Origin of the sequence: Rhizobium leguminosarum bv. viciae, assembly GCF_012276115.1 — a bacterium.
Taxonomy (GTDB): Bacteria; Pseudomonadota; Alphaproteobacteria; order Rhizobiales; family Rhizobiaceae; genus Rhizobium; species Rhizobium leguminosarum_T.
In genome coordinates this window covers 183,103-209,363 of sequence record NZ_WIEU01000008.1, presented here as the reverse complement: position 1 = coordinate 209,363, position 26,261 = coordinate 183,103, and the positions used below count along the sequence as shown (strand labels likewise).

At 55.2% G+C, this 26,261-nt stretch carries 22 protein-coding genes and 3 pseudogenes; 14 read left to right on the top strand and 11 right to left on the bottom strand.

Translation table 11 applies throughout. From position 1 onward, the window contains the following. Positions 1-3 precede the first annotated feature (3 nt). Genes GFM02_RS16860 through GFM02_RS16840 form a run of 5 tightly spaced genes read right to left on the bottom strand, consistent with a single transcriptional unit; the run spans position 4 to position 4,396 of the window. Complete coding sequence (locus GFM02_RS16860; protein WP_168322226.1) at positions 4-783, bottom strand: ABC transporter permease; 780 nt, start codon at positions 781-783, stop codon at positions 4-6. Positions 784-786: 3 nt separating this feature from the next. Continuing rightward, entirely contained in the window at positions 787-1,821 is a 1,035-nt protein-coding gene (nodI, locus tag GFM02_RS16855) for a nodulation factor ABC transporter ATP-binding protein NodI (protein ID WP_168322252.1), read from the bottom strand. Between the two features lie 37 nt (positions 1,822-1,858). Next, on the bottom strand, positions 1,859-3,136 hold the full coding sequence (gene nodC / locus GFM02_RS16850) for a chitooligosaccharide synthase NodC (protein ID WP_003551808.1): 1,278 nt from the start codon (positions 3,134-3,136) through the stop codon (positions 1,859-1,861). A 22-nt stretch (positions 3,137-3,158) separates the two neighbouring features. After that, positions 3,159-3,809, bottom strand: a complete 651-nt coding sequence (gene nodB, locus GFM02_RS16845) for a chitooligosaccharide deacetylase NodB (RefSeq protein ID WP_003551807.1) — start codon at positions 3,807-3,809, stop codon at positions 3,159-3,161. Beyond that, entirely contained in the window at positions 3,806-4,396 is a 591-nt protein-coding gene (locus GFM02_RS16840; RefSeq protein ID WP_168322225.1) for a NodA family N-acyltransferase, read from the bottom strand. The genes nodB and GFM02_RS16840 overlap by 4 nt, the downstream gene beginning before the upstream one ends. 258 nt (positions 4,397-4,654) lie before the next feature. Here GFM02_RS16840 and GFM02_RS16835 point away from each other — a divergent pair, with 258 nt between their 5' ends. The 8 genes and pseudogenes from GFM02_RS16835 to GFM02_RS16800 form a co-directional block, all read left to right on the top strand. Further along, entirely contained in the window at positions 4,655-5,587 is a 933-nt protein-coding gene (locus tag GFM02_RS16835) for a LysR family transcriptional regulator (RefSeq protein ID WP_003551803.1), read from the top strand. Between the two features lie 645 nt (positions 5,588-6,232). Continuing rightward, entirely contained in the window at positions 6,233-6,511 is a 279-nt protein-coding gene (locus tag GFM02_RS16830; RefSeq protein ID WP_003551800.1) for an acyl carrier protein, read from the top strand. Next, a complete protein-coding gene (locus tag GFM02_RS16825) occupies positions 6,512-7,723 on the top strand; it encodes a beta-ketoacyl-[acyl-carrier-protein] synthase family protein (RefSeq protein ID WP_003551798.1) in 1,212 nt (403 codons plus the stop codon). 592 nt (positions 7,724-8,315) lie between these two features. Then, the gene (nodL, locus tag GFM02_RS16820) at positions 8,316-8,888 is read left to right on the top strand and encodes a nodulation O-acetyltransferase NodL (RefSeq protein ID WP_003551796.1); all 573 of its coding nucleotides are present in this window, start codon (positions 8,316-8,318) and stop codon (positions 8,886-8,888) included. A 573-nt stretch (positions 8,889-9,461) separates the two neighbouring features. After that, positions 9,462-11,288, top strand: coding sequence for a glutamine--fructose-6-phosphate transaminase (isomerizing) (gene glmS / locus GFM02_RS16815; RefSeq protein WP_003551783.1), 1,827 nt, complete (start codon positions 9,462-9,464; stop codon positions 11,286-11,288). A gap of 77 nt (positions 11,289-11,365) precedes the next feature. Continuing rightward, the gene (locus tag GFM02_RS16810; RefSeq protein ID WP_003551781.1) at positions 11,366-11,851 is read left to right on the top strand and encodes a MaoC family dehydratase; all 486 of its coding nucleotides are present in this window, start codon (positions 11,366-11,368) and stop codon (positions 11,849-11,851) included. Between the two features lie 167 nt (positions 11,852-12,018). Beyond that, complete coding sequence (locus GFM02_RS16805; RefSeq protein ID WP_168322224.1) at positions 12,019-13,467, top strand: efflux transporter outer membrane subunit; 1,449 nt, start codon at positions 12,019-12,021, stop codon at positions 13,465-13,467. A gap of 205 nt (positions 13,468-13,672) precedes the next feature. Continuing rightward, positions 13,673-14,031: pseudogene (locus GFM02_RS16800) on the top strand (IS110 family transposase); the annotation flags it as partial. Here the strand turns inward: GFM02_RS16800 and GFM02_RS16795 are convergent. The 4 genes and pseudogenes from GFM02_RS16795 to GFM02_RS16780 all read right to left on the bottom strand — a co-directional run. Continuing rightward, a pseudogene (locus GFM02_RS16795) lies at positions 14,010-14,519 on the bottom strand (ATP-binding protein); the annotation flags it as partial. The pseudogenes GFM02_RS16800 and GFM02_RS16795 overlap by 22 nt on opposite strands. Beyond that, positions 14,440-14,784 carry a Mu transposase domain-containing protein gene (locus GFM02_RS35725; protein WP_373423257.1) on the bottom strand — a complete coding sequence of 115 codons (345 nt, stop codon included), beginning with the start codon at positions 14,782-14,784 and terminating at the stop codon, positions 14,440-14,442. The pseudogene GFM02_RS16795 and the gene GFM02_RS35725, both read right to left, overlap by 80 nt. A 356-nt stretch (positions 14,785-15,140) precedes the next feature. Next, positions 15,141-15,995 (bottom strand): calcium-binding protein, encoded by an 855-nt coding sequence (locus tag GFM02_RS16785; protein ID WP_003551775.1) that lies wholly within the window; start codon positions 15,993-15,995, stop codon positions 15,141-15,143. A gap of 313 nt (positions 15,996-16,308) precedes the next feature. Beyond that, positions 16,309-16,503: pseudogene (locus GFM02_RS16780) on the bottom strand (SfnB family sulfur acquisition oxidoreductase); the annotation flags it as partial. Positions 16,504-17,440: 937 nt separating this feature from the next. Between GFM02_RS16780 and GFM02_RS16775 the strand changes: the two are divergent. Both GFM02_RS16775 and GFM02_RS16770 read left to right on the top strand, forming a co-directional pair. Continuing rightward, positions 17,441-18,091 carry an outer membrane protein gene (locus GFM02_RS16775; RefSeq protein ID WP_003551771.1) on the top strand — a complete coding sequence of 217 codons (651 nt, stop codon included), beginning with the start codon at positions 17,441-17,443 and terminating at the stop codon, positions 18,089-18,091. Between the two features lie 497 nt (positions 18,092-18,588). Continuing rightward, positions 18,589-19,332, top strand: a complete 744-nt coding sequence (locus GFM02_RS16770; protein WP_003551769.1) for a helix-turn-helix transcriptional regulator — start codon at positions 18,589-18,591, stop codon at positions 19,330-19,332. A gap of 757 nt (positions 19,333-20,089) precedes the next feature. On the opposite strand, the gene GFM02_RS16765 is transcribed toward GFM02_RS16770, so the two are convergent. Together GFM02_RS16765 and GFM02_RS16760 are read right to left on the bottom strand one after the other, a co-directional pair. Beyond that, positions 20,090-20,677, bottom strand: a complete 588-nt coding sequence (locus GFM02_RS16765) for a tail fiber protein (protein WP_080635933.1) — start codon at positions 20,675-20,677, stop codon at positions 20,090-20,092. 121 nt (positions 20,678-20,798) lie between these two features. Next, positions 20,799-21,494 (bottom strand): protein RhiA, encoded by a 696-nt coding sequence (locus GFM02_RS16760; protein WP_003551764.1) that lies wholly within the window; start codon positions 21,492-21,494, stop codon positions 20,799-20,801. A gap of 544 nt (positions 21,495-22,038) precedes the next feature. Between GFM02_RS16760 and GFM02_RS16755 the strand changes: the two genes are divergently transcribed. From GFM02_RS16755 to nifH, 4 genes are all read left to right on the top strand, one after another. Further along, on the top strand, positions 22,039-22,593 hold the full coding sequence (locus GFM02_RS16755; RefSeq protein ID WP_003551763.1) for an acyl-homoserine-lactone synthase: 555 nt from the start codon (positions 22,039-22,041) through the stop codon (positions 22,591-22,593). A 348-nt stretch (positions 22,594-22,941) separates the two neighbouring features. Continuing rightward, complete coding sequence (locus tag GFM02_RS16750) at positions 22,942-23,100, top strand: hypothetical protein (protein ID WP_003551761.1); 159 nt, start codon at positions 22,942-22,944, stop codon at positions 23,098-23,100. A 73-nt stretch (positions 23,101-23,173) separates the two neighbouring features. Further along, complete coding sequence (locus GFM02_RS16745) at positions 23,174-24,772, top strand: asparagine synthase-related protein (RefSeq protein ID WP_017991536.1); 1,599 nt, start codon at positions 23,174-23,176, stop codon at positions 24,770-24,772. Positions 24,773-25,361: 589 nt separating this feature from the next. Next, a complete protein-coding gene (gene nifH, locus GFM02_RS16740; RefSeq protein ID WP_003551759.1) occupies positions 25,362-26,255 on the top strand; it encodes a nitrogenase iron protein in 894 nt (297 codons plus the stop codon). Positions 26,256-26,261: the final 6 nt, after the last annotated feature.

The following is a 26,261-nucleotide window of genomic DNA, read 5'->3' as shown; positions in this document are numbered from 1 at the left end:
TCATCACCGCATTAGTCGCCGCCGAAGCAATGCGGTCGACACGAGGAATGGTACGACTATGTAGATGCAGAGAACGCCGATATGCAGGCAGACATTGGCGATTGGTTGGCCCAGCATCGTCGGGCGGATAACATCTATCGAATGTGCCAAGGGCAGGAAGGCCGCTATCTGTTGGAATGCTACGGGCAATTGGTCTATAGGAAAGACTGCGCCTGACAAAAACAACATCGGTGTGATGACAAGGGTTTGGTAAAATATGAAGTAATCGTAGCTGGGCGCGAGGGCCGTTACGACCATTCCAAGGCTCGCAAAGGCTAAGCCAGTTAGAGCGATGACCGGAAGCGAATAGAGAAGGCACAACCAGTGTGTGTACCCCAGCGTGGCGGCGACGATACCAATTCCGGTGCCCGCCAGCGCCGCCTTAGTTGCCGCCCATGCCATTTCCCCAACGACTATATCCCCTAGCGTGAGCTGTGTGTACAACATTGCTTCCCAGGTGCGCTGGCCCTGCATTCGGCCAAAGGCCGCATAGATAGTCTCGAAGGTTGCAGCAGTCATCGCGCTTGTCGCGATCATTCCGGCCGCCAAAAATGCAGTGTACGATACGCCGTCAACGCGCCCTACCATCACTCCCAATCCAGCGCCGAGCCCGAATAGGTATATTATGGGATCGGCTAGATTTCCGAGAATGGATGCCAGCGCCGCTTTTTTCCAAGCCAGATAGTTTCTGCGCCAAACTGCGAGCCAGTTTAAACCGCCGGCGGGTAATGTTGCTACGTCCATCGTCTACTTCTCCATCTCGCGTCCGGTTAACCGCAAGAAGACATCCTCTAGATTTGGTGGACGCTCCAGCAAGCGCAGGTTCGAATATGCACGCAGTTGCGCGCGCACCTGCTCTGGATCAGGCGTGTAGCAGAACAGGGTCTCTCCGCTGATTTCCAGTCGCCTAGCATTTGGCCTGATCAAAAGACTTAGCTCCTGCGGATCGCCACCATAAATTTCGATCACGGGACAGCCAATCTGCTCCTCGATCAGGGCATGCGGTCGGCCTTCGGCGATCTTTCGGCCAGCTTCAAGCACGCACAGCCGGTCGCACAAGCGCTCCGCCTCTTCCATGATATGGGTCGTCAGAAGAATTGTCTTGCCGCGTGCCAACAGCGATCGAAGTCGTTCCCAGATCAAGTGGCGCGCGTGTGGGTCGAGACCGGTGGTCGGCTCGTCCAAAATGAGTAGCTGCGGGTCATTAATGAGCGCACGCGCCAAAGTGAGGCGCCGCTTCATTCCTCCCGATAGGTCTGCCACACGCGAATTCGCCTTGCTTTCAAGTCGCGCAAATTCAAGCAGCGATGGGATGACCGTTTCGATTTCTCGGGTGCTCATGCGGAAGTAGCGGCCGTATACCAAAAGGTTCTCACGGACCGTGAATTCCAGGTCGAGATTATCGAACTGAGACACGATCCCGATTTTCGCGCGCGCCAAGCGAACCTGGCCCGGCTCCTGCGCTCCGAGTACAGTGATCTTGCCTGCACTCGGCGACGTCATTCCTAGGATCATACGGGTGATCGTGCTTTTACCTGCGCCGTTCGGTCCTAAAAGACCAAAACATTCTCCTGCGGCGATAGTAAACGACAAGTCATTGACGACGATTTTACCACCATATGATTTCGAAACGCCGGCCAGGTCGATTGCGACTGGGGACAATGAGCCAGAAGGCGAATCCATTGCCTTAAATTTCGATTGGTGCTGCCGCTCCGATAGGATGAGATGATCCTGGTGCCGATCAGCGATCGTCGTCTTCAAATTCGTTAATTGCCCGTTCATTTCTTGTCCCAGATTTTGAGCTGCAGTGACGCGTTCATCACTCGCCACTATAGGCAATTTCAGATGTCGCCCGCCCTGGCATTTTGGTAGCGCCCTGCTGCCCAACAGTGGGCGCAATCGCGACTGATCCGCGCGACAGCCAGTCGCTATTGGATAGGGTACAAAGGGCATAGGCCTTCAAGGGAATTAAGAGAAAGATGTTCACGAGCGTGTGGAGAGCAAAACCCAAAAACCTAAGTTCGCGGGCGCGATAGGCAGCCACGCTACAGCGTACAAGAGTCATGGATCCAATGACCAGGATCGTCCACCAGGGCAGTGTGGCGGTCAGCGCAAACTGGCCAATTCCTGTCAATACCGACAGCGCAAGAAGTAGCAGGCCGACATTTTGCCCGATTGCGTCCAGCGTGAGATACCGATCGAGACCAGGCAGTACAGGAAGCGCAAGCAAAGTATCCCGAAAGGTGCTGCGTGCCCACCGTAGTTGTTGGCGTAGATAAACACCCATCGTGTCTGGAACGACTGTCGCCGCGATGGCGCTCGGAACATACTCAGTTCGAAAGCCTGCGCTCAGCATGAGAATCGTCAAATGGCGATCTTCGCCGAAGTCACTCGGCTTGCCGCGATAAAGCTGCGTCTCGTACTGATCGAGCAGCGAAAGCATAGCAGACCGACGGTACATCGCACATGGGCCGCAGCAACACATAACTGCACCGAAGCGAGCTTGTGCCGCGCGCTCCTCGTTGCAGGCAAGCCAGTACTCCATGTCAATCAAGCGAGTTAGCCAGGTGTCCGCCTGGTTACTGGCTTTCATTTGGCCCATCGCCGCACCGACTGCTGGATCCCGCATTTTGTGGGCAAGCTTAGATACGACGTCGGGGGCGATCGTGGTGTCTGAGTCCACATTCAAAATGAGATCCCCAGAGGACTGGGTTATAGCGGCGATTTGCGCTTTGCGCTTTCCAACATTTTTAGGGAGAATTGTGAAGTTGAATCTCTCATCGTCTGCATAGGCAGCGCGCTGAGCCACAACCGCGTCGCGATTTTTGGAACCGTCGTCGACTACATAGATGCGCAATTTTCCGGCATAATCTTGCTCCGCAAGCGACGCGAGGCATTCCGAAAGAACGATTGGGTCCTCGTTGAAGCACGGCACGATGACATCAACGCTTGGCACGGGGTTGGTTTCAATGTCTTTCGCAGGTGTTGTTGAGATCGTTGTCCGCCTAGCATGAAAGACCTGCGCGCTCTTGTAAACGGTGGAGAGCATTGCATAAAGCGAGATGGCGGCGATGCTGGTTGTTGCGAGCAGGGTCATGGTTTCTCGTTTGTCCAGTGTTTCAGGGAAGTGAACGAATCTCGAATCCGCGGCTATGCAGTGCCGGAATAATTCGAGAGAGTGCTATGAGCGTCTGGTCACGGAGTCCGGCAAGCGAGCATTGCTCCACCTCATCGGGAGGACACCCGTCGTGCAAAAGCACGATTGCCCCAGGCCGAGCAGCAGCAAGCACCTCATCAACGATCACGTCGACGCCCGGGCAAGACCAGTCTCTAGGGTCGGCCGACCAGTGAACGGCTCCAAGTCCAGCCCTCACCGATGCTGAAAGGACGTCTTCAGTCCAAACCCCGTAAGGCGCTCGTAAGTGCCGGACCAAGGCTTGGGGACAGGCCGAGACAATAGCTTGATGCGCCTCGTCTATTTCACGTTTCACATCCTTGGGATCGCAGGTGGCGAGGTCGGGATGCGTCATGGTATGATTGGCGACATCATGACCTTCCGCCACAAGACGCCGAATGAGTTCGGGGTGATCCTTCACGTATGAGCCGATAGCAAAAAATGTCGCCGGAACGCGGTGCTCAGCTAGAACATCCAGGATTTGCGGCGTGCAGAATGGATTAGGACCGTCGTCGAACGTCAAGTAAACGCAGCTAGCTTCCTGGCCGCTTGTGTGATTGACCGGTACTTCGCTCATATATGCGGGCCGCTTCATAGTTCCGACCCGTTTCGTTCAATCAACGAGCCCGCGGGCCACTCAGTCATTGGACGGTCGACGGGAACCACCAATACGAGGACATCTTCAGTGCGCGTGGCTGGCAGGTCGGAATGCGCGTCTGGAAGCGTCGAGCGCACACGCAGCCCGGTCATGATATTTGCGGTACCGTCTCGGCAGTATCTTTCCATATGATTCCGCATGGCGTGGCGAACTGTTCCGAAAGCAAATGGAACGCTCAACTCGCGCAGAATCGGAAACATAGCGCGGACCGAGTGAGCGATGCCTAATCCTTCTAGATCCGGTCGCACTCCGTACAGGCCTAGCTCGGCCACAAGCAAATCAGTCGTACCGACTTTTATGAAGCGGCGTAACAAGCCCATGTGGCTAGCGACGCCGTGCGAGTCATATGCGATTGCGCGGCGTTCGGGCCTCGCACCACCCCAGCTTCGGCCAGTCTCGAACGGCTTGGCATTGAACGCTCCCGTCGGCCCATAGGTCTTGCAAAAAAAATCGGCGAGTTCCGCGTGGTCGGAAGCTTCCAGCTCATTTTCCCAGCATATTTTCCATAGCACTTCAGAAGACATGCAAAAGCTCCAAGTTGTTTCTTCGCCCAACCACGATCAGAGCTGCGCGATATTGTTGCGCATACTTGTTGGATTGCCGGTTAGGCAATCGAGCGGTTAAGAGATGTAAGAGTCTCAAATCGGGCCCCTGCCCGGCGCTTCGTTTTTTAGTTCCTGGTCCTGATATTGATCAAGTTCCGGGTTTTCTATAAGTGATCCGAAAGATTGGTAAAATTGATTGTTTGGATGGCAATCATCTATGGAATGGATATTCAACCCATGCGTTTTAAAGGCCTAGATCTAAACCTTCTTGTAGCACTCGACGCTCTAATGACCGAGCGCAAGCTCACAGCAGCGGCGCGCAGCATCAACCTCAGCCAACCCGCCATGAGCGCTGCCATCTCTAGGTTGCGCGACTATTTCCGCGACGACCTTTTTATCATGCAGAGACGGGAGCTAGTTCCGACCCCGCGTGCAGAGGCACTTGCCCCCGCTGTTCGCGAAGCACTCTTGCATATTCAGCTCTCCGTTATCGCTTGGGATCCAATAAACCCAGCGGAGTCCGACCGCCGATTCAGAATTATCCTCTCAGACTTCATGGCACTGGTCTTCTTCGACAAGATAATACTGCGCTTAGCTCGGGAGGCGCCAGGAGTCAGCTTCGAGTTGCTGCCACTTGACGACGATCCGGAGGAGCTTCTCCGCCGTGGTGATGTCGATTTTCTGATCCTCCCGGACTTATTCATGTCCGGCGCCCATCCGAAGGCAAGGCTTTTCGAAGAGAGACTGGTGTGCGTCGGCTGCCCTACGAACGAGCAGTTACAAGGGCAGCTCTCCTTGGAGCAATATATGTCCATGGGACATGTTGCGGCTAAGTTCGGACGTGGTCTCAAGCCTTCCGTAGAGCAATGGCTATTGATGCAGCACGGCCTCAAGAGGCGTATTGAGCTCGTCGTCCCGGGGTTTAACTTGATCCCGCCATTGCTGTCTGGCACTAATCGAATAGCAACCATCCCCCTGCGGCTGGTCAAACATTACGAACGAACTATCCCACTAAGAATCATTGAGCATCCTTTGCCGCTTGTTTCGTTCACTGAGGCTGTCCAATGGCCGGCTCTTCACAACACTGATCCTGGAAACATCTGGATGCGCGAGATTATGATCCAAGAGGCTTTGCGCATGGAATCTGAGATGGAAAGTTGTACGTCGTAAGCGGCACCGTCGGCTCATTTCACAGCCCCAGTAATTAGATCCATACGCATTGGCTGTGTTCCCAAAGGAGGTATTACGTTACAGGCGGCCCCCCCGCCGCCTCAGCTCAGCTAGCAATCGAAGCTATTGCCGAGAGCGATCGTTTCTATCTGAGAAGGTGCGATTCGTAATGCTTTCCCTGGCCTCATGCAAAAGTGATTCAAAACTTTATTCCTGTAACTTATGTTCGGCCCATCGCGGAAACCAGCATCCAGCTGCGGCGACTTCCACGACCTTCCGCACATGCCTTCTGCGCGAAATTGAGCAACGCGCCGACCCGGGATAGTAGCCGAAGCTCTACTTTCGATCCCGCAATACTTGTTCTTGAGGATTTGCAACGGCGCCGGCGCGAGAAGTTAGCCGCGGCAATATGTCGAGCCACAATCCATAGTGTGGATGCTTTTGATCCACACAATCAATTTTACCAATGATGCCATATGATCCATAGCAGGGCAGCCGCGCGGCGAGATTCCGGTAAGTTTTATTGGTTTCTGTCGTCACTTCGCAGACGAGCCGGAACATCTTCCGATGTTCGCAGCAATTAGATCGAGCCTTCTCGCAAGGCCGTCGGCTTGTCGAAATTAGGCATGATGGAGAGGAATACAAATGGCTGATCAACTCACACTGGAAATTATCAGTGCGATCAATAAGCTCGTCAAAGCTGAAAACGGCGAAAGAACGACCGTAGCCCTCGGCGAAATAACGACTGACACTGAGTTGACTTCACTTGGCATCGATTCGCTGGGTTTGGCCGATGTCCTTTGGGATCTGGAGCAGCTCTACGGCATTAAGATCGAGATGAATACGGCCGATGCCTGGTCGAACCTCAACAATATCGGCGACGTGGTGGAAGCCGTCCGTGGCTTGCTCACCAGGGAGGTCTGAATGGACAGGCGCGTCGTTATCACCGGATTGGGCGGACTGTGCGGACTGGGCACCGATGCTTCCTCTATCTGGACGGAGATGCGCGAAGGCCGCTCCGCCATCGGCCCGATCTCAAACTCAGAGATTCATGAGCTGAAGGGGATGATCGGGACCGAGATCAAGGTGCTGCCTCAACACGACATTGATCGCAAACAGCTCATCTCCATGGACCGCTTCAGCCTGCTAGCCGTGCTTGCAGCTAAACAAGCCATGCTACAGGCCGGCCTTTCGTGCAATGAAGGAAATGCCCACCGTTTCGGCGCGACAGTGGGCGTTGGCTTTGGCGGCTGGGACGCTACCGAGAAGGCCTACCGCACCCTCCTATTGGGCGGCGCGACTCGCACTGAGCTATTCACTGGGGTAAAGGCAATGCCTAGCGCGGCTGCCTGTCAGGTAAGCATGAACCTCGGGCTGCGGGGGCCAGTCTTCGGTGCCACCTCTGCCTGCGCCTCGGCCAACCATGCGATCGCTTCAGCGGTAGATCAGATCAAGCTCGGTAGGGCGGACGTTATGCTAGCTGGAGGAAGCGACGCGCCACTCGTGTGGATCGTGCTTAAGGCATGGGAAGCAATGCGCGTACTCGCTCCAGATACTTGCCGGCCATTCTCGGCCGACAGGAAAGGACTAGTTTTGGGCGAGGGTGCGGGCATGGCCGTGCTGGAAAGCTATGAGCATGCCGCCGCCCGCGGTGCAACGATGCTTGCCGAGGTCGCCGGCATCGGCCTTTCCGCCGATGCCTACCACATAGCTGCACCAGCTGTGCATGGGCCGGAGGCGGCGATGCGCGCCTGCCTTGTTGATGCGAGTTTAAATGCCGAGGATGTAGACTACCTCAACGCCCATGGCACCGGCACCAAGGCCAACGATCAGATCGAAACGACGGCGATTAAGCGCGTCTTTGGTGACCATGCTCGATCGATGTCCATCTCTTCTACCAAATCCACTCACGCGCACTGCCTCGGGGCAGCAAGTGCGCTCGAAATGATAGCCTGCGTGATGGCGATCCAAGAAGGTGTCGTGCCGCCCACCGCCAACTATCGCGAGCCAGACCCCGATTGTGACCTGGATGTGACCCCTAATGTGCCCCGGGAGCGAAAGGTGCGCGTGGCCATGAGCAACGCCTTCGCCATGGGCGGCATGAATGCTGTCCTTGCGTTCAAGCAGGTGCCATGAAGTTAAGACCGTCACGATTGAACCCCTTGTAGGGCCAACAGCAAATGCCTGAACCAGGCGCCGCCGATTCCCTTCAGCAAGGCTTCGCTGCAATTCCGCAGATACTCAGGCATCTGAAAGCTCACGCTACACCGAATTCACCACGTGTCGCGGGGAGCTGGAGCCCGCTATTTTTCGACGCCGGGAGCTCTCACGCGGCTCGCCGGCGACCAAAGTTTAGGCCTCACCTTTTCTGCCCGCGAATAAGGAGTGTTGCTTTCGATTCCACCTCTGCCTTCACCCGATATCCCGCCAGGTGCTAGCGTGATCGCGAATTAGTCGCTGGTCCGGTGTTTTTGGGGCGCTTGCCGCTGAGTACGGAACCTGCCAAGTTGAATCCGCACATCTGATTGTGCCCTCCCCAAGCTGGTGAAACGCAAGGTCGCTGGTGTCGTCAGCCCCTGTGCAGGATTTGCCTCGCTTGAGCAGACGACTTCAACCGGCCGCCAAAGGGGAAAGATTGCTGTTTACTCCTCTGTGAGCTCTGCCGTTATTAGTTGAATTCCAGCGGCAATCACCGACCACCCCCACGAACAAGATCTGAGAAGATACGATGACACGCAGCCAAAAAGAGAAGATGCTAGCAGGCGAAATGTACAACGCAGCGGATCCCGAGATCCAAGCCGAGTTGCTCCTCACCGGGGCTTGGTTGAAGCGGTATAATGACACGCTGGGCGACTCCGCCGAGCGGTGGAATGGGCTCCTTTTAGAACGATTGGGAGCAGTCGGGCTTGGAGCGGTTATTCGTCCTCCGTTCCACTGCGATTACGGGTTCAACATCCGGATCGGAGCTTGGGTTTACATCAATTACAACTGCGTCATTCTTGACGTGGCAGCGGTAACTATCGGTGACGGAACCGCAATAGGCCCTGCTGTGCAGATTTACACCGCGGACCATCCACATGATCCAGAGCAGCGCCAGGCTGGACTGCAGTTGGGACGACCTGTCAGCATTGGCAGGCACGCCTGGATTGGCGGTGGAGCAATCATTCTCCCGGGCGTGACAATTGGCGATCACGCTGTCATTGGCGCTGGTAGTGTGGTCACGCGAGATGTTCCTGCAGGAAGCACGGCCATGGGAAATCCAGCTCGGGTCAAGGCTGGTGGACGCTTGCCGAAATCATAAAAGCAGGCATTGGGGTAAATCCGGCGGTAAAGGGCTAGTTTCTTTGCTTCTGCGAACGGACTTCTGGCCGCCATGGCCCTTTCGGTTCCAACTGTCGGCACTTTCACTCTGACGCCAACCTCTTTGCAAATGCGGCTGCGCAGTCCTGCTGACCGATTCGTGATCATGTTTGCATGCAAAGGGGCAACTACGCCTTAGGGTCAGCCCGCAGACACATACCGCTTCACCTGCAGAAAAACGAATTGCCTTTCAGCCCGTGCGCCGATGAAAAACAATTGGCGGCATGTCGTCGGCAAATAACAATTCCTGTTGGCGCGAACATTTTCAGAGGCAGGCGCCCACGCCCCGGTCGTAGCTTATCAGTCGACACTTTGCAGAAGGCATCATGCGCTGCCTACAGCGTCTAATCGACGCAACCCGAGTGGGCGACATCCATATCGTGGATGATAGCTATCGCAACAATCAATTTTACTAATCTATTTGGATTTAATAGCACCCGCTGGAGGACACGCACCGAGCGGCGTCCGCCTTCCTGATCACCGGTCGGGGGCTCTTGGGACATGGGTGACGAGCATGTGTGGGATTGTTGGCATAGTGGGACATAAGCCCGTGTCGGAGCGGCTGGTAGAAGCCTTGGAGCGGCTTGAATATCGCGGCTATGATTCAGCCGGCATTGCTACGATCTTCGAGGGAGAATTGCACCGACGCCGCGCAGAAGGCAAGCTCCGGAACCTTAAAACGAGACTGAAAAAAGAGCCCCTGAGCGGCGCTGTCGGCATCGCCCACACGCGGTGGGCGACCCACGGCGCACCGACAGAATGCAACGCTCACCCGCACTTTGCCGATGGCGTAGCCGTTGTTCATAACGGCATCATCGAAAATTTCTCCGAGCTAAAGGACGCATTGGCAGCGGTAGGGGCAAAGTTCCAGACCGACACGGACACCGAGGTGATCGCGCATCTCCTGACAAAATTCCGTCGGGATGGCATGGGATGCATTGAGGCCATGCATGCCATGCTGAAGTGCGTCAAGGGCGCATTCGCTCTTGCCATCCTCTTTGAAGATGATCCCGCGACAATTATGGTGGCGCGCAATGGACCACCATTAGTGATAGGCCATGGCGATGGTGAGATGTTTCTGGGCTCCGACGCGATCGCTCTTGCTCCGTTCACCAATGACATCACGTATCTGAACGACAGCGATTGGGCTGTTGTAGGCAAAACGAGTGTCCAGGTTTTCGATATCGAAGGCAAAGTCGTTACGCGCCCACGGCACATATCGCTTGCTACCGCAGACCTGGTCGGCAAGGGCAATCACCCGCATTTTATGGAGAAGGAAATCTACGAGCAACCGGAGGTCATTGCCCGTGCTCTTGGTCACTACATCAATGTCAACGATAGTCATGTCACAACGCCTTCAACCGACATCGATTTCGCCGGGGTTGAGACCCTCGCGATCGCCGCCTGCGGCACGGCATATCTTGCGGGACTAATTGGCAAATATTGGTTCGAGCGCTACGCACGCTTAATTGTTGAAATTGATGTCGCCTCTGAATTCCGTTATCGAGAAATGCCGTTGTCGACGCGGTCGGCAGCACTCTTCATCTCTCAATCTGGTGAGACGGCTGACACACTCGCATCGCTACGCTACTGCAAAGCACAAGGTTTGAGAATAGGCGCTCTCGTCAACACCCGAGAATCAACCATTGCCCGCGAGGCAGATGCCATCTTTCCGATTCTCGCCGGGCCAGAGATCGGCGTTGCTTCTACCAAGGCATTCACTTGCCAGCTTGCTGTTCTCGCTGCGCTAGCCATCGGCGCAGGCAAGGCGCGGGGCACAATCACAGTCGACGAGGAACAAGTGCTCGTCCAAAGTTTGGCGACGTTGCCGAGCGTTATGCGACAGGTGCTGAACGACATCAAGCCGGGGATCGACCTCTTGTCACGGGAATTGTCGAATTACCGCGACGTGCTCTATCTCGGCCGCGGCACGAGTTTCCCATTGGCCATGGAAGGTGCGCTGAAGCTCAAGGAGGTTTCCTATATTCATGCTGAAGGTTATGCGGCAGGAGAATTAAAACACGGTCCGATCGCCCTGATCGATGAAAATATGCCAGTCATCGTCATCGCGCCACATGATCGGTTCTTCGATAAAACTGTCTCCAATATGCAGGAAGTGGCCGCCCGCGGCGGCCGCATCATTCTGATCACCGACGAGACGGGAGCTTCGATGTCAAAGCTTCCCACCATGCACACTATCGTATTACCCGATGTTGCGGAGATTATCGCGCCGATGATCTTTTCTCTGCCGCTGCAGCTTCTTGCGTATCATACCGCGGTCGTTATGGGGGCAGATGTGGACCAGCCGCGGAATCTCGCTAAATCAGTCACAGTCGAATGATTGTGACGATTGGTTAGATCGCAAATCGCCTCCGAGAAAATCCACGACTTGATCAGACATCAAATAAGTGAGGTCGTATGCACGAACTTTCGCTCGCCGACGTGCCGTCGCGAATTGGCCAGGAACTCGGTAAGTCCGAATGGATCACCGTCGATCAAACTACAATCGATCTCTTTGCCGATGCGACACACGATCATCAATTCATCCACGTGCACCCGGAACGCGCGGCAGTCGAAACCCCGTTTGGTGGCACCATCGCTCATGGCTTCCTGACACTCTCGCTTCTGTCGGCGATGAACTTCAGCGGCATGCCAAGGATCCGCGAGCAAACCTTGGGCCTTAACTACGGCTTAGACCGGGTGCGTTTCATGTCACCGGTTAAGACCGGCAGCCGTGTGCGCGGTCGCTTCGTTCTCTCTGAATGTCAATTTCGCGGCGCAAGCATGCTGGTGACCACCTACGAGGTGACAGTCGAGATCGAGAACGAGAACCGACCGGCACTCACCGCCAATTGGATCACGATCATTCAGTTTGATCCGAACGACAGGCCTAAAGGGATTTGACGCCAGCTCGCGCCAGCGGGTGTCGACTTGTTATTTTGGCTGCACGCGATTTCGTAGTGTCACGCCGGAATTCTCGATCTGCTGCGTCGGCAATTGCGCGCTGGCATCATCCTTCGGGCAGGCGAAACGAGTTTGACTTGAATTTCGCTGTAATGGAGGCTGATTGATTGCATTCGTTCCGTATGGCCGCTGCGGTGTTGCCGCTACTTTTGTCATCTTGCATGCTCGGGCCCGACCATGCACCGCCGGAAACGCCTTTGCCGGAGAAGTTTTCCGAGGGTGCAAAACAGAGCGCCGGCGATGTTGCGGTGTCGGCGTGGTGGGATTCGTTTTCAGATCGTACGCTCAACCAGTACGTTGCCTTCGGCCTGGATGAGAACCTCAGTGTTCAGCAGGCGCTCGAAAGGGTTAATGCCGCCGCCGCGGACGTCACCATCGCTGGCGCCGGGGGCCTTCCCAAGGCATCACACACGACAAGCGGCGAGATCGGCAAAGGGGGAGATGTCACGAGCACACAGAATATCTCCAGCGTGCAACTATCGTTGACCTGGCTGCTGGACGTATTCGGTCAGTACCGGCGCAGCACTGAAAGCGCACTGGCTTCTCTTGATTCTGCGCATGCGGCTGTCGACGCCGCAAAGCTAGCTCTAATCAAAGATCTTGTTTCCTCCTACATCGACGCCCGGTACTACCAGCAGCGCGTCTCGATTTCCCGAGCGAACCTGAAGTCGCGCCGGGAGACCTACGATTTCACGAATTTTCAAGTCGAAGCGGGAGCGGCTTCCCGGCTGGATGTCTTGCAAGCCGAAGGACTTGTCCGATCGACGATTGCCGAAATACCAAGGCTAGAACTGAATTTTCGCGTGTCGGCGCATCACATTGCGGCCCTCCTCGCTTTGCCGTCGGAAACAGTGATCAAGCAACTGCAGAAAAGTGAAGGGCAGCCGGTCTATCGCGGAAAGATCAATGCCGGCATTCCCGCCGATCTTATTCGCAATCGATTCGATATTCGCCAGGCTGAACGGGATCTCGCCGCCGCGACTGCACAGATCGGCGTGGCGGAAGCACAGCTTTACCCCGCGATAACGCTCTCCGGCTCGATCACCCCTTCCTATACCAAGCAGCGCGGCCGTCACGGGGGTATCTTGAAATGGTCCTTCGGGCCGAGCCTCGACCTACCAATTCTGGACGGCGGCCGTTTGCGGGCAAACGTGGAGACTTCTAAATCGGACGCCGCAGCAGCCTACATAAGCTGGAAATTAACCGTCCTGACAGCTGTGCAGGAAGTCGAGGACGCTTTGACAGCCGTCCGACGCGACGTTCACACAGAGAACTCACGTCGCAGGCAAGTAGAAACGATCGAAGAAGCACTGAAGCTTTCGACGGCCTCGTACATGGATGGCGCCTCTTCTCTCCTCGATGTTCTCGAAGCGCAAAGGCAGGTGTCCAGCGCTCAGGCGAGCCTCGCTGCGGCGATCCAACAACTGGCCAAGGATCACGTGCGGTTGAATGTAGCAATCCGCGGTGGTTTTGCGGCTCCCAAAGTCGCGTCACCCAGGGAGGCCTCGACGGTTGCAGCCGCAAACGCAAACATCCAATCCGCACATTCGCAATAGCCGAGCGCTGGATGCGGGATGGTTTAACCTGATCACGTCATTAGCGCGCCAGGGCCTGAGTTGTATTGGCGCCGGCCGGGAGGTCGTCCAATCGCGGCACATGCCCTTCACCACCTCCCGCTTACGAGCAGGGCTTAGAGCTAATGGGATGGTCCGCCCTGTCTCCCGAGAGCATAACGGAGGTGGGCAAAGGAGGGCTGAAATTATGGATCGCAACCAACTGCGCCAATGCGCCGTCTTCGGCATCGATATCGGAAAGAACCTCTTCCACGTGGTCGGCCTGGATAGTTCCGGCGCGAGACGCTACTGCAGTTCTTCGAACGAGCGAACAGAACGCTTGTCGGAATGGAATCCCGTCCGGGTTCCCAATGGCTTGCGCCAAGTTGCAGACGATGGGGCATTCCGTCCGCATCATCCCGGCGCAGTGAAGTCTATGTAAAATCGAACAAGAATGACATCATCGATGCTGCGGCGATCGCAGAAGCTGCAAGGCGACCGACGATGCGCTTCGTTGGCATTAAGCAAGCCGATCAGGTCGATCTTCAGATGTTGCATTGGGTGCGTATTCCGATGAAACCGGCCACCGATTCCGATTTGAAGCCGGCCATTTTTCGGGCTGATCCTGGGTCTGTTTGATGTTTGGATCGGGTTTTGTGCCACGTCAAGCTTTGCTGTGTTTCAAGCGCCATCGGTGAACGCTGTTTGCGCATACTTTCGCCAATGAGATCGATGCCTCGGCGTTGTGAACGAGGCGATCCAGTATCGCATCGGCGGCGTTGGGTTTGAAATAATTTCCCACCAGCGATCCAGGGGCACCTGGCTTGTGACGATCGTCGAGCGACGCTCGTAGCGGTCTTCGATGATCTCGAGAAGATCGCGGCGCTGATCATCGCTGAATTTTTCCGGTCCCAGTCATCGAGGATCAGCAGGTCGGTCTTAGCGATAGATTTGGGGATTCTGCCGTATCGCCCGTCACCCCTTGCAAGCGCGAGCGTGGCGAACAGCCGGGGAACGCGGTGGTATGCAACGGAGAAATCCTCGCGGCATGCTTTGACCGATGGATGCGCCCCAGCGCCGAAAGCGATCTGGTATCCACTCAGCGTATCGCCGGTGGGAACTGGGCATGTGATCTGGGTCGGTTCCATGACGACAGCCGCCATAGCGGCGCTGATGGACGGCGATGCGCTTGCCGCGGTAAAAGATCTCGATGGTTCGCGCCGTTGCTCTAAGATCGACCTGCTGGCGAATGAGGGCATGGGGGACGGAATAAAAGAAGCTTTTGAACTCGACGTGATAATCGGTCGAGACACGGACCAGACGCCATTCGGCGAATTCGTAGTTTCACCCGGGAGGCTAGCGAGCGCAGCACGTTCGACACGTTCAAATACTTGCCGCCGGGTAACACCCAATCGACGCATGAGGTGATCGTTGATGCGATCAAGTGCCAATAGCGGCATTGGCCTCAGCCAGCGAGAAGAAAGTCAGCTTGCGCAACCGCCCCAGGATGCAGGTGGCGCATGGCGCCGTCGTCATCGGCGACGAGAACTTGTTTCAATGGCGTACCTTTACTGGTGCAGTCGATCAATAAATCACGTCGTTTCTATTTTCAGTTCCCTGCGCCACGTTGGGAAAGAGAAGCGCCCCAAGGGTGGAACGCTCCTCGGATCTTCGAATTAAATGAAGCCGAAATTTTCCGCCGTAAGCGAGGTAAGATCCGACATGTCGTGCAGATTGTCGACATGAGCGAAGGCATGCGCGTGGTTCGCAGAATCGACATAGGCTAGTGTCGCACCGTGAGTTTTGCCATCTTGACCGAGAGTTTTTTCGTCATGGTAGACAATGATGTCACCGGGGACTTCGTCGTGAATAGCGGTCGCGGCGGCAGAGCCAGACGTGAACCCTCGATCCGTGATTACCACGACGTGCTGACCGTGCGCTTTCGCGGCCTCGCCATTGTAGAAAGTGTCCACAAATTCGCCTGGGAAACCCTTCGAGTGGTTGATGAAATTTGCGCCAAACAGATCCCCTTTGCCGAAGTCACCGGCGTCCATGACAAAACGGTCTTGCTTCGGGTCGAAATCCGTCACAGTCGTATACCAGTGCGTTGTTCCAACCATAGGATCGTGGAACCGGAACACGAAGGCGTCGCCGTCTTCGCCGCCAGTCAGAACATCTGCGCCGTCGCCGGCCACCAGGGTATCCCTTCCCTTACCGGCGTCGAGCCTGTCGTCGCTCTCGCCGCTATGTGGTATTACGCGGCGCACTTCGAAGGGGTTGAAGGCTTCGATTGAGCCGTCGCTATACAGGAGGTCGTCACCAGGACCAGCATGGACTATGTCTGAGCCATCCCCCGCATAGACAATGTCATGGCCGTCACCGGCCTCGATCGTGTCGTGGCCGCTTCGAGCCACAATCCGATCATCGCCGCCACCGGCTTTGATCCAGTCATTAAGATTGCGTGCATAGATTGTGTCGTCGTCATCGGATCCGTTAATAAAGGGGCTGTTATCAGTGCCTTTGATCATCATCTCAAATACTCCTTATGAGGCAACGGGTGCCGCCTGTGCCCCTTATCTTTTCCAAGAGCGATTTAGTGAAATCCATTGTTTTGATATGAACGATTTGAATGACGGATGCCGCAATGTTTATCTCGGCCGAACGGTGCGCTCTTCGTGGATGGCCGGGAATATGAAAAAGACTTGGGGCAATGACAATCGGCGGCCAAGCAGTGGCAACACTGTCCGAGACGCCTCGTGGCGAAGGCGAAACTTCCTCCCTCGTATACGCTGCAGACAAATCTGCAGAGCACCTGATCTCAGGGTGCTTTGCAGGTCGAAAACGTCAGCTCCAGGCATGGAGCGGTGGCTTCTCGCCATTCAGGAAATACTTACCCAAAATGGCGTACTTCCAGCGGACCGGGTCGTGCAGAGTATGGGTGCGGGCGTTGCGCCAGTGGCTATCAAGCCCGTGCTCTGTAAGTTTGAGCGCGTTGAGTATCTTCGCTTCGGCGGTAACGATCTGGGCTTCCGCAACGGTTCAGGAAGAACAAATTGGCGATGCTGATCACCAGCAGGAACAGCGCCGAGATACTGGTCTCGACGACGCCGTCAATGTTGTGAATATCCTCAAGCCGACCCGACGCGTCCCTATGACACGCTTCTCCACCACGGTGAGCCCAACACGGCTGGGTGGGAGTCGGACGGGCGTCTCACCCATCACTCGCGAGTTGCCCAGACGGCAGAGCCGGCCTCGGGATCGGGCATGGCACCGCAGGGTCGGCAGCCGCTCGGCCCCACCCAGTGGCTGACCGACGATCATATCACTGCGAAATACAGGCTCCTGGACTCGCTGCGGATTACAGGCTCCTGGACCAGGAGTGGCAGGGACGCTCTGCGGATCTGGCCGCCCGGACGAGCGTCGTGAATTCTGTCGTGGCATAAGCTCAGCTACAGTCGCGCTTTCGTTGTGCGAGCCTAATTTTGTTGGCGCGGCAAATGCTTGTGCCACCAGCTGGAAAATAAACCATAATATATATGAAAATATATTGTCGTATATTTTCCTTTAAACGGTGAAGTATCAGTCCATTCCCGTTTTTGATATAACATAAACGAATATATTCTTAAATATATCCTCTGCGTCTCTTGTCTTAAATCAGGTAATTGTAGAGAGTCTGCTTATGAAAGAGGTATGACAATGCTGAAATATTCAACAGGCGAAGGCTGTCGCAGGGAGGAACGTCGGCTATGGTCCAGGAGGAAGGCTCCAGCACAGCAGGGACAACGCCTCCTATGTCCCAAAGAGCGTCGGGTCGACCCAAGACCCAGCGGACGCGATGCGAAACTTGATCCAGTCGAGCGATTTGGCTTTTCTCATGGAAGCTGATGATGCCCTCTCCGCGGGTAAGGCGGGGCCTGCAGACTTTGGGCGTCCAGCCCAGCACCGGATGTTAGTTTCGCTCGTTATGGAGTTACATATGTCGCTAATTAAAAGAAAAATCTTCTCCGTAGGTGTCTTGACGCTAATGGCATGCGGCGCGTCGGCGGCCGATCTAGCTGACCACAGCGTTCCGAGCGCCCCCTCTTATGACGCACCGGGAACCTTCTCGTGGGCCGGGGCTTACGCCGGTCTTCATGGAGGTGTCGCAGCCTCCAAATTCAACCCGTTCAACAATGGTCGCGCCCCAGCGGTGGGCGCTCAGGTAGGTTACAATTTCCAGGCTGGATCGGGCGTTTTCGGCGCCGAACTGGAAGGCTCTTACTTGAACAACGAAGTGCGTGTGCCCGGCGGCAACGTGGAAAGCCGCTTCCGCGGTGGCGCGAAAGCGAAGGCTGGCTTGGGCTTTGATCGCACTTTCGTCTACGGCACCGCGGGCGTCACAACGACCGAGTTCGAGGGCCGCCGCCTCGTATCCGGATCCGACAAATGGAAATCCGGACCGGATAGCTGGAAACAGGGCTACCTCTTCGGTGGCGGCGTCGAGCACGCGTTTTCGGGCGGCGTGTCGGCAAAGATCGAGTACAACTACGTCATTAACAACGCCGTCCCGACCACGAGCGGAGGCATCAGCTCGAAGTCCGACCTCAACGATAATGTAATTGAGGCGGGCCTTAACTTTCGCTTCTGACGAACTCGTCTGAAGCCTTGAGCAAAACCCGAATACAAGGCAACCGCCCGCACGATCGGCCATGCCTCGAACAATGCCGGCCCTTGAAACCATCCATCGATTACCGCTTCAGCTTTTCGGCAATAGCATTCAGAATCATCGGCTCGCTCCACAACTTTCGGAACGGCAATCATCTTCCCATGTCAACATACCGTTGAGTGCCAAAATTTGCGACAGGCCCTACTTTGAAGTTCTCAGTCGCCTGCCGTACGGTTCCGAGTGAATGCGAAGCTATGGCGATCGGGCTGACGCACTCGGTTAAAATTGACGGCTCGAACTGTTTTTCAGACGAGCGGCGCCAGACGGTTTGCCGAGGACGATCCCGCCTGAAGATGCGCTTTTTGGTTGTATGCATCAAGGGTATATAATATGGTTTTCAGAGTTTAGCTGCCCACGGAACTGGACACTCACTGCTTAGATGTGAGGAAGGTAATCTTGCACCGAACCGGGAGGTTGTCGTGAAGGAAGAATCCTCAGCGGTCTCGAATCTGGTGTTCGATTTCCTGTCAGAGTCAGCCAGCGCAAAGAGCAAAGACGATGTGTTACTCTTATTTGGAAAAATTTCACAATATTTCGGGTTTAGTTATTTCGCGATATCCGGCATCCCCTCGCCTATTGAGCGAATTGATTCCTATTTCGTTTTGGGCAATTGGTCAGTCGGGTGGTTTGATCGCTATCGTGAAAACAATTATGTCCACGCCGACCCCATAGTGCATCTTAGCAAGACATGCGATCACGCATTTGTTTGGTCGGAAGCTCTGCGAGATCAAAAACTCGATCGGCAGAGCCGTCGTGTCATGGATGAGGCACGCGAATTCAAGTTGATTGACGGCTTCAGCGTTCCTTTACACACTGCCGCTGGGTTTCAATCGATTGTCAGTTTTGGAGCGGAAAAGGTAGAGCTCTCAACCTGCGACCGAAGCGCGCTCTATCTGATGGCGGCTTACGCGCACAGCTTGCTCCGCGCCCAAATTGGGAACGATGCCAGTCGAAAAATTCAGGCCTTACCCATGATCACAACGCGAGAGCGCGAAATCATCCATTGGTGTGCCGCAGGCAAAACAGCAATAGAGATCGCAACGATTCTCGGACGATCCCATCGAACCATTCAAAATGTCATTTTGAACATCCAGCGAAAGCTCAATGTGGTTAATACACCTCAGATGATTGCCGAAAGCTTTCGTCTCAGAATCATTCGCTGAAGCATATGGAGTTTTCGGCCACTTCAAAGATCGGGCCTGTTGGATCACGACAGCCATCATGATCAGATAGTAGCCCCGTTGAAATGCAGAGCTAAATCTGCGTCTGAATTGATAGACAGGCGCAACACAGTTTTCGGTAGGTCGAGCAGGCAGCATCGATTGGGTGGCTGCGAGGACGTGCTTTGAATTTGTTTCCCCAGAAGTCGTCCAATGACCGCCTACCGCCAGACGGCCCCCCCGAATTGACCAGTCGCGTCTTTTGGGGTGATCCCCGACAGATCGCAGTGGTTGGCATTTTCTGGTCGGGCAGCTTCGATCAGCCGCGCACTTTTGACTGGCGCATTTATCATGCAATACGCGTTAAAGCGTGCGGGTAGCCCTGGCGTTGTATTCGCCTGGTTGCCATTTGGCCTGCAGTTGACGCTTGCCCCCTCCAAACGCCCCGATGGATCCACGGGCTCACCGCTGAAGTCGCATGTTTTCCCGGTTGACGTTCCCGGATTTCCAACCGGACCGGCAAGTGTGACGCCGCGGATCACGACGCCAGTTTCTACGGGCTTCGCTGCGACCTTGCCTTTTTGATGCTCCTCAGCCGCGGCCGCCTGCGCGAAGGTGACCGTCAGAGCGAAAGCAGCTAGGCATCCGAAAGCTCTCAAAGTAGCAGTCATTAAAACTTCTCCTCTTTTGCCGGCCGGCAAGATGTCGCTTCCGGACCGATGTCTCTGAATCGAATGAAAGGACCTGCGCCCCTTTCAAGTTACCGAAATTTGATCAGGTAGTTCACGGCCACGTTCTTGGGACGCGTCTCAAGAGCGGTGCGTGCCGGACTTTCCGGCGCGCCTGTCGATTTGCTTGAAATGGAAGTTCCCGCGGCACTGCCCTGTTGCGAAATTCCCGACGGCGTCGTTATCTCATAGGGATGCGAATGAATTTGCAGAGCATCGCATTGGAGTGATCCAACAACATTTGCAACATTATTGCCAGTTGGATCTAGCCGTCGTTTCGCGTCGGGGTCCATACCGGCACCGGCATCGAAACCGCGCAGGAACAGTCCACGGTAGTCTGGAATCCGAAATTCCAGATCGGCCGTAGAATTCCGCTCTCCATAGAGTCCACCGAGAACGGCGTAGAGTTCTGGATAGGCGGCTGCCTTGAGATAGCGCCCATCGCAAAGTATCCATCCCTGGGCTTCGACGTAGCTGATAGGAGCTTCCGCATTTGTACCCGCAGCCACGCCAGAGCTTGCGCAGGGTGTGTTGCTCCAGATCGTATTGACCGAGCTCGAGATAGAGGCAACTTGCCCCGCAAAGGGACAAATCGCACCGATTGGAGGCCCTGCAAACATCGTTGGTTCCTCGGGCAATATTGGTGTGTGAGGAAAGGAGTGCCAATTATCAGCAACAACAGGCACTCCCATGTATTAGTTCCGCCCTGACGGGTGGAGCTGAAGCCAATTCACCCAGCCATCAAGCCGGGTTGACGTCCCAGGTATTGTCCTCTTGGAGCACGCCTACGAGATTGAAGACGGCAGAGGGAAACTTGGCTTCCCTGGTCTGGGTGATCGTGTCGATGCTGAGCACCGACCCGATAGTGACATTCGTTCCCGCCGCAATCCAATAGCTCGGAGTTGGCGTGAACGTGTGGAGCAGATTGGTGCCCGCTTGTGCAACATAAGTCCCTGTTCCGGACATGCCGATGCCCACGGAGAACCGGTTGTTTGGCACATTGCCAGCATCGTTGATGACCAGTGATCCTGCAGGATCCCCCTTGATCGGCGCGGTCAGGCCAGGTCCATCGCTTAATGAAAAAGTAGTGGTGTTTCTCCCGCTGGGGCTGCAGTCCTCCACCCCGGAGGCAAAAAAGTCCACGCCAGGAATCAGTTGTCCCGTGTCGCTCCAGACGAAATTATAGGCGAGCTCCCAAGTGAACTTGATTTGATTGCCAACCCGAATTTGATACGGAGAGCAGAACCATGCCAAGGAGAAGACATTGGCAACAGGTTGAGGCATCTTTTGATAGACATAGAAGGTCCAAGGTTGCGCCGATTGATTCTTCAGCAATAACGAATATTGCGTTCCTTGGGCAAGCGCTGCGCTTCCCGGCTGTGATGCACGGGCATGATCCGTCATTTCCTTGTCTACGTAGCTGACATGCAAGGACATTTAACTCTCCCTTTCCATTGATTTTCTGTCTTCACGCCAGGACTGGTCCAATCGCTTGGACCGCTTCTTGGCCCAGCTCCAACTGAGGCGAGTGTTATTGGAGACACCAATTCAGCTATAATCATTTCCGGGTGACGTAAATGAGTAGATTTACTCCCTGACAGACCACGATTAACCCATAGGCATGCCCCCGAAACCCGGGACGGTAAGAGCGGCCGAAGTCTATTTGGTCGGTAGCAGATAAGCACCGGCCGAGATGGCTTTCTAACGTGATCCCATCAACGAAAAGCGGCCTGAGAGGCGGCTTGATCGAGTCCCTGGCGTCTTTGACGCACACCATATGCTCTGCAAATTTACTCTAGCGGTACGAGATGATGGCATTCTTGAGCCCGTTTTGGCGATCTTTCCGTTACCGCCATTTCCCATGCCGCGCGGGATTGTCTGATTTCAAACTATGGTTCCGCGACCTGGCGCAGAGATGAGTATTTCTACTCATTTTGAAGGACAGTAAGATCGTGCATAGTGATCCGGGGGTCAGCGAGCGATGATCAAGATTTGCATTGGGCACTCTCGGGCTAACGCCGTAATCATGGAGAAAATCTGGCGATTTCGACACCAGCAATTTGTGGAACGACGTGGGTGGGAGGCGTTACGCAAGAGTGACAGACGGGAAATAGATCAGTTTGATCACGATTGCGCTATTCATTTTAGCGTTCTCAAGAACGATGCGGTGATCGGGTATTCTCGGCTCCTTCCTACTGTGCAGCCACATCTTCTATCAACCGTCTACCCGCAAATCATGCGAGGTCAAAAGTGGCCAAGGTCGCACGACGTTTTCGAATGGACGCGGTGGGCGATTGCAAGCGGTGACGAAAAGATTGACGGGATTCCAATATCGCGTGTTCTGATGATCGGGTTGATGGAGTTTTGCCGTGCTGCCGGAATCACCTCGCTCATCGGCGAAACGCACCCAAAGCTGATAAACTCGTTGCGCACCAATGGGTGGCGAACACACATCCTCTCAGAGCCTAGCATTTTCGAAAAAGAATTAGTCGTGCCGCTCGAAGTCATCCCATCGTCCTCTCCGCAGACGTTTTAGGCAATTAGCTAGCATAGGGAATTCCGCTCGATGTTTGAACCTTACGGCTCAGGAAGTTTTGGTCACCAATTCGCCGCCAGTCCGGCTCATAAGCGAGCACGAGTCCCTGCCTGGATTTCTGTTGTACAAGCGGCGCCACATCACAATCAGACCCGCTTCTTTACCGGGCGATTGTCGTACGCTCAATGCTTAGGTCAGAGAGCCAACCGCGTAGCCGCCCGGATCGATTGCAGCCAAATAATTTCGCAGTCCATGCCACCCTAGAACGGCATGCGACAGTGTACCTCAGTCAATCGCGTCATTGGCCCCTTAGGGGGACGGCGAGGAAAACCAAAGGAGAGTCATAACATGGAAACGATAACTACCCGCAAGCCAATTGATCCAATCGGCAGCGAGTTGAGCGTCTTTGCCAAGACGCCGCGCGTCGGATCGACCCCTTCGACTACAGAAATTGCTGCCATGATCAAGGGGGGCAAGCCAGGCGACATGGACAAACTGGACGTTTAAGTTTCGTCCGTGTGACCGTCGCCAAGGCGGCGGTCACTGCCCCTTTAGATTTTCATCAAATAAGCGATCACTCATGTTCAAGGGAACGATTGACCGAGGTCATCTCGAGTGCGTGGCTGAGCCCCCGATGTACTCGCTGCCCTACCCCAACATCTCTATCAAGATCCTAGACCATCCTTTGCTCGAGAGCTTCCGGTGGGACACCACTGATCAAATCGTCCTGATCTGTCGCGAGCGTTCCGCCGAAGCGAATGGGCAGGTTGTGGCACTCAGGGATTGGCCGATAGAACGAGCGCATGATTTCTGTGCTTTTGGGCGATGGCCATTGGACTATCAGACAATTTCGATCAATCGCCATTCCGGCACGGTGACCTTCAGCGCCGGACATGGGGGTGTTGCGCCACTTTATATGAAGGTCAGCGGCGAGCGCATTGATCTCTCCTGGTCGATAGCGGACTTTTATTCGGGCATGACTCTCGCCGACGTCGACACGGACCGAGCTGGCCTGCGTCTTGTGGGGACGCTCCCCTATGCAACAACCACGATGTTTCGCGGTGTTTTCATGCTGACGGAGCGCGCGTCACTTTGCATCGACAGGATGGGAGCCGTGGAGACGAAATATCCCCCTCCGGCACCGTATTTCATTCCGACCCCACTTGTGGATGGGGCCGATGTTGCCGCCGCAGCATGCCATTTGATCGACACCCTGCTGCGTCGCTGGCCGCTCACGCCCGCTCTCACGGCTAGCGAATTCAGCGGAGGATTGGATTCGGCGGTCGTTGCCGCCATTTTGGCGGGGCAGCATCCTGACGCCCTGCAAACCTATGCCTTGGAGGTCGAGGGACCAGCTCGTAGTCAACAGACTTCGCGGCGCGAAATAGCAATCGAGCACTTCGGCTTTCGCGACCAAACGCTGCGTGTTGACACGATACCAATGGTTCCGTGTGGGTTCGAAGTGAGTAGCGACTACGTCCCCGCTCCCTACAATGCCGATCTGCAGCGGCCTCTCCATCAACTATTGAAGTCGCTCGCAACTGCCTCAGCCCCGCGGGCGGTCGCAACCGGTACAGGCGGTGATGAGTTGCTAATGGCCCATGCTTTCGAGCAAAATCACGAGCAGTTCGCTCGTAATGTTAGCGATGCATTCCTTCCTGCGATCTTTCCCTCCGCCATGACGCTGGTGCTCAAAAACCAATTGCCCGACTATGCAGCAAGCTGCGATCGGGCACCCTTTCCTATTCTGCCGATCTCGGTACTGGAGGCACACGCCGCGCGGGCTCCTTTGTTTGCGAGCCATGGCATATGGCCAATTAGCCCATTCGCCCAGCCAGAAGCCGTACGATTTTATCGGAGTTTGCCTTTGGCCTGGAGGCACGAAAAGGCGCTGCATCGCCGGATGTTGGAACGGCTTGGATATCCAAAACGGTTCTTCGGAGTTTCTACAAGAGAAAATTTCGAACACTATCTGACCGGCTCGCTGACTATCGGTGCTAGCGAGATCACTAGTCAATTATCCCGCCGTTGCCTGCTGCATGAACTGGGACTGATCGATGCTGACCGCCTGATCGCCACAATAGACGACATCCGATACGATTCTCCGCTTGGCGAGCTCGGCTTTATCTTCCACGCAATTAACGTTGAACACATGCTTCGGCGAATTGACGGAACTTGAAGGAGATCACCCGCTAACGCAGCGGGGACCTCAACACGCCTGGAATTGGTAACCCGTGCATCGCCGCGGAACGAGGCCGATGGGTTCGCTGCCACTTTGAAATGTCGTGCTTCTGGAGCGAGACTTATATGAACATTTGCCATCGCTCGCGCCCAGACGCCGCGTCAATGACATCTTCCTCGTGAAGTGGATCGCTAGCCGTGGCGTAGTCGAGTGACATGACGCTTGATCATCGCCGGAAACAGCCCTTTGCGGCAAGCGATCAGAATTCGTTACTGCTGGTCTGGTGATGGGATACAGGCTGTTCGAACAATGGTCCTAGAAGCTACACATGGATAAATGAGACATCCTGTCGGCTGGTCAGATATTCGACATTGTCATCACCTTTGTCGGTTACGTGACAAGCGTTCCTGTTCTCAATCCCGCATCTTTGCGCCCACATAACTGGAATCGCAGTAAATTATTGTTCGTCATCTCTATCGGCCTGCTTGGCACGAATCTTGTGAGCTATAGCGAGGCAGCGGAACGGCCTCCGCATCCACGTTGCGGGATAACCGCATTGCCTCGAACACATGAAGGAACGCCAAACATGGCAGCTCTGCGTCAGATCGCATTCTATGGAAAGGGCGGCATTGGCAAGTCCACTACATCCCAAAACACGCTAGCCGCCCTTGTGGACCATGGGCAGAAGATCCTCATCGTCGGCTGTGACCCTAAGGCCGATTCTACGCGCCTGATCTTGAACTCGAAGGCCCAGGATACGGTTCTTGATCTCGCTGCAACGAGAGGTTCGGTTGAAGATCTTGAACTCGAAGACGTGCTCAAGGTAGGCTATAAAGGTATCAAATGCGTGGAGTCTGGCGGCCCGGAGCCAGGCGTCGGCTGCGCGGGACGCGGCGTTATCACGTCGATCAACTTTCTCGAGGAGAACGGCGCCTACAACGATGTCGACTACGTGTCTTATGACGTGCTCGGTGACGTTGTGTGCGGCGGCTTCGCGATGCCGATCCGTGAAAACAAAGCTCAGGAAATTTATATCGTCATGTCCGGCGAGATGATGGCGCTCTATGCCGCCAACAATATCGCCAGGGGCATCCTGAAATATGCTGCAGGCGGCAGCGTACGCCTGGGCGGCCTCATTTGTAACGAGCGTCAAACCGATCGCGAACTCGACCTCGCCGAAGCGCTGGCTGCCAAACTCAATTCTAAGCTCATTCATTTCGTGCCACGCGACAACATTGTCCAACACGCCGAGCTTAGAAAGATGACGGTGATCCAATATGCGCCGGACTCTCAGCAAGCGGCCGAGTACCGGACACTTGCCCAAAGAATACATGACAATTCGGGCAAAGGCACCATCCCGACCCCCATCACCATGGAAGAACTTGAGGACATGCTTCTCGATTTCGGGATCATGAAAACCGATGAGCAGATGCTTGCCGAACTTCAAGCCAGGGATGCCAAGTTGATAGCTGCCCAGTGATCACAC

Bases quoted from the DNA above. Each gene is read 5' to 3' on its own strand.
- nodI (WP_168322252.1), bottom strand. From the start codon at position 1,821: ATGAACGGGCAATTAACGAATTTGAAGACGACGATCGCTGATCGGCAC.
- nodC (WP_003551808.1), bottom strand. From the start codon at position 3,136: ATGACCCTGCTCGCAACAACCAGCATCGCCGCCATCTCGCTTTATGCA.
- GFM02_RS16775 (WP_003551771.1), top strand. From the start codon at position 17,441: ATGTCGCTAATTAAAAGAAAAATCTTCTCCGTAGGTGTCTTGACGCTA.
- GFM02_RS16755 (WP_003551763.1), top strand. From the start codon at position 22,039: ATGATCAAGATTTGCATTGGGCACTCTCGGGCTAACGCCGTAATCATG.
- GFM02_RS16840 (WP_168322225.1), bottom strand. From the start codon at position 4,396: ATGTCTTCTGAAGTGCTATGGAAAATATGCTGGGAAAATGAGCTGGAA.
- nodB (WP_003551807.1), bottom strand. From the start codon at position 3,809: ATGAAGCGGCCCGCATATATGAGCGAAGTACCGGTCAATCACACAAGC.
- GFM02_RS16745 (WP_017991536.1), top strand. From the start codon at position 23,174: ATGTTCAAGGGAACGATTGACCGAGGTCATCTCGAGTGCGTGGCTGAG.
- GFM02_RS16835 (WP_003551803.1), top strand. From the start codon at position 4,655: ATGCGTTTTAAAGGCCTAGATCTAAACCTTCTTGTAGCACTCGACGCT.
- GFM02_RS16785 (WP_003551775.1), bottom strand. From the start codon at position 15,995: ATGATGATCAAAGGCACTGATAACAGCCCCTTTATTAACGGATCCGAT.
- glmS (WP_003551783.1), top strand. From the start codon at position 9,462: ATGTGTGGGATTGTTGGCATAGTGGGACATAAGCCCGTGTCGGAGCGG.
- GFM02_RS16810 (WP_003551781.1), top strand. From the start codon at position 11,366: ATGCACGAACTTTCGCTCGCCGACGTGCCGTCGCGAATTGGCCAGGAA.
- GFM02_RS16825 (WP_003551798.1), top strand. From the start codon at position 6,512: ATGGACAGGCGCGTCGTTATCACCGGATTGGGCGGACTGTGCGGACTG.
- GFM02_RS16760 (WP_003551764.1), bottom strand. From the start codon at position 21,494: ATGTCCTTGCATGTCAGCTACGTAGACAAGGAAATGACGGATCATGCC.
- GFM02_RS16830 (WP_003551800.1), top strand. From the start codon at position 6,233: ATGGCTGATCAACTCACACTGGAAATTATCAGTGCGATCAATAAGCTC.
- GFM02_RS16750 (WP_003551761.1), top strand. From the start codon at position 22,942: ATGGAAACGATAACTACCCGCAAGCCAATTGATCCAATCGGCAGCGAG.
- GFM02_RS16860 (WP_168322226.1), bottom strand. From the start codon at position 783: ATGGACGTAGCAACATTACCCGCCGGCGGTTTAAACTGGCTCGCAGTT.
- GFM02_RS16765 (WP_080635933.1), bottom strand. From the start codon at position 20,677: ATGTTTGCAGGGCCTCCAATCGGTGCGATTTGTCCCTTTGCGGGGCAA.
- nifH (WP_003551759.1), top strand. From the start codon at position 25,362: ATGGCAGCTCTGCGTCAGATCGCATTCTATGGAAAGGGCGGCATTGGC.
- nodL (WP_003551796.1), top strand. From the start codon at position 8,316: ATGACACGCAGCCAAAAAGAGAAGATGCTAGCAGGCGAAATGTACAAC.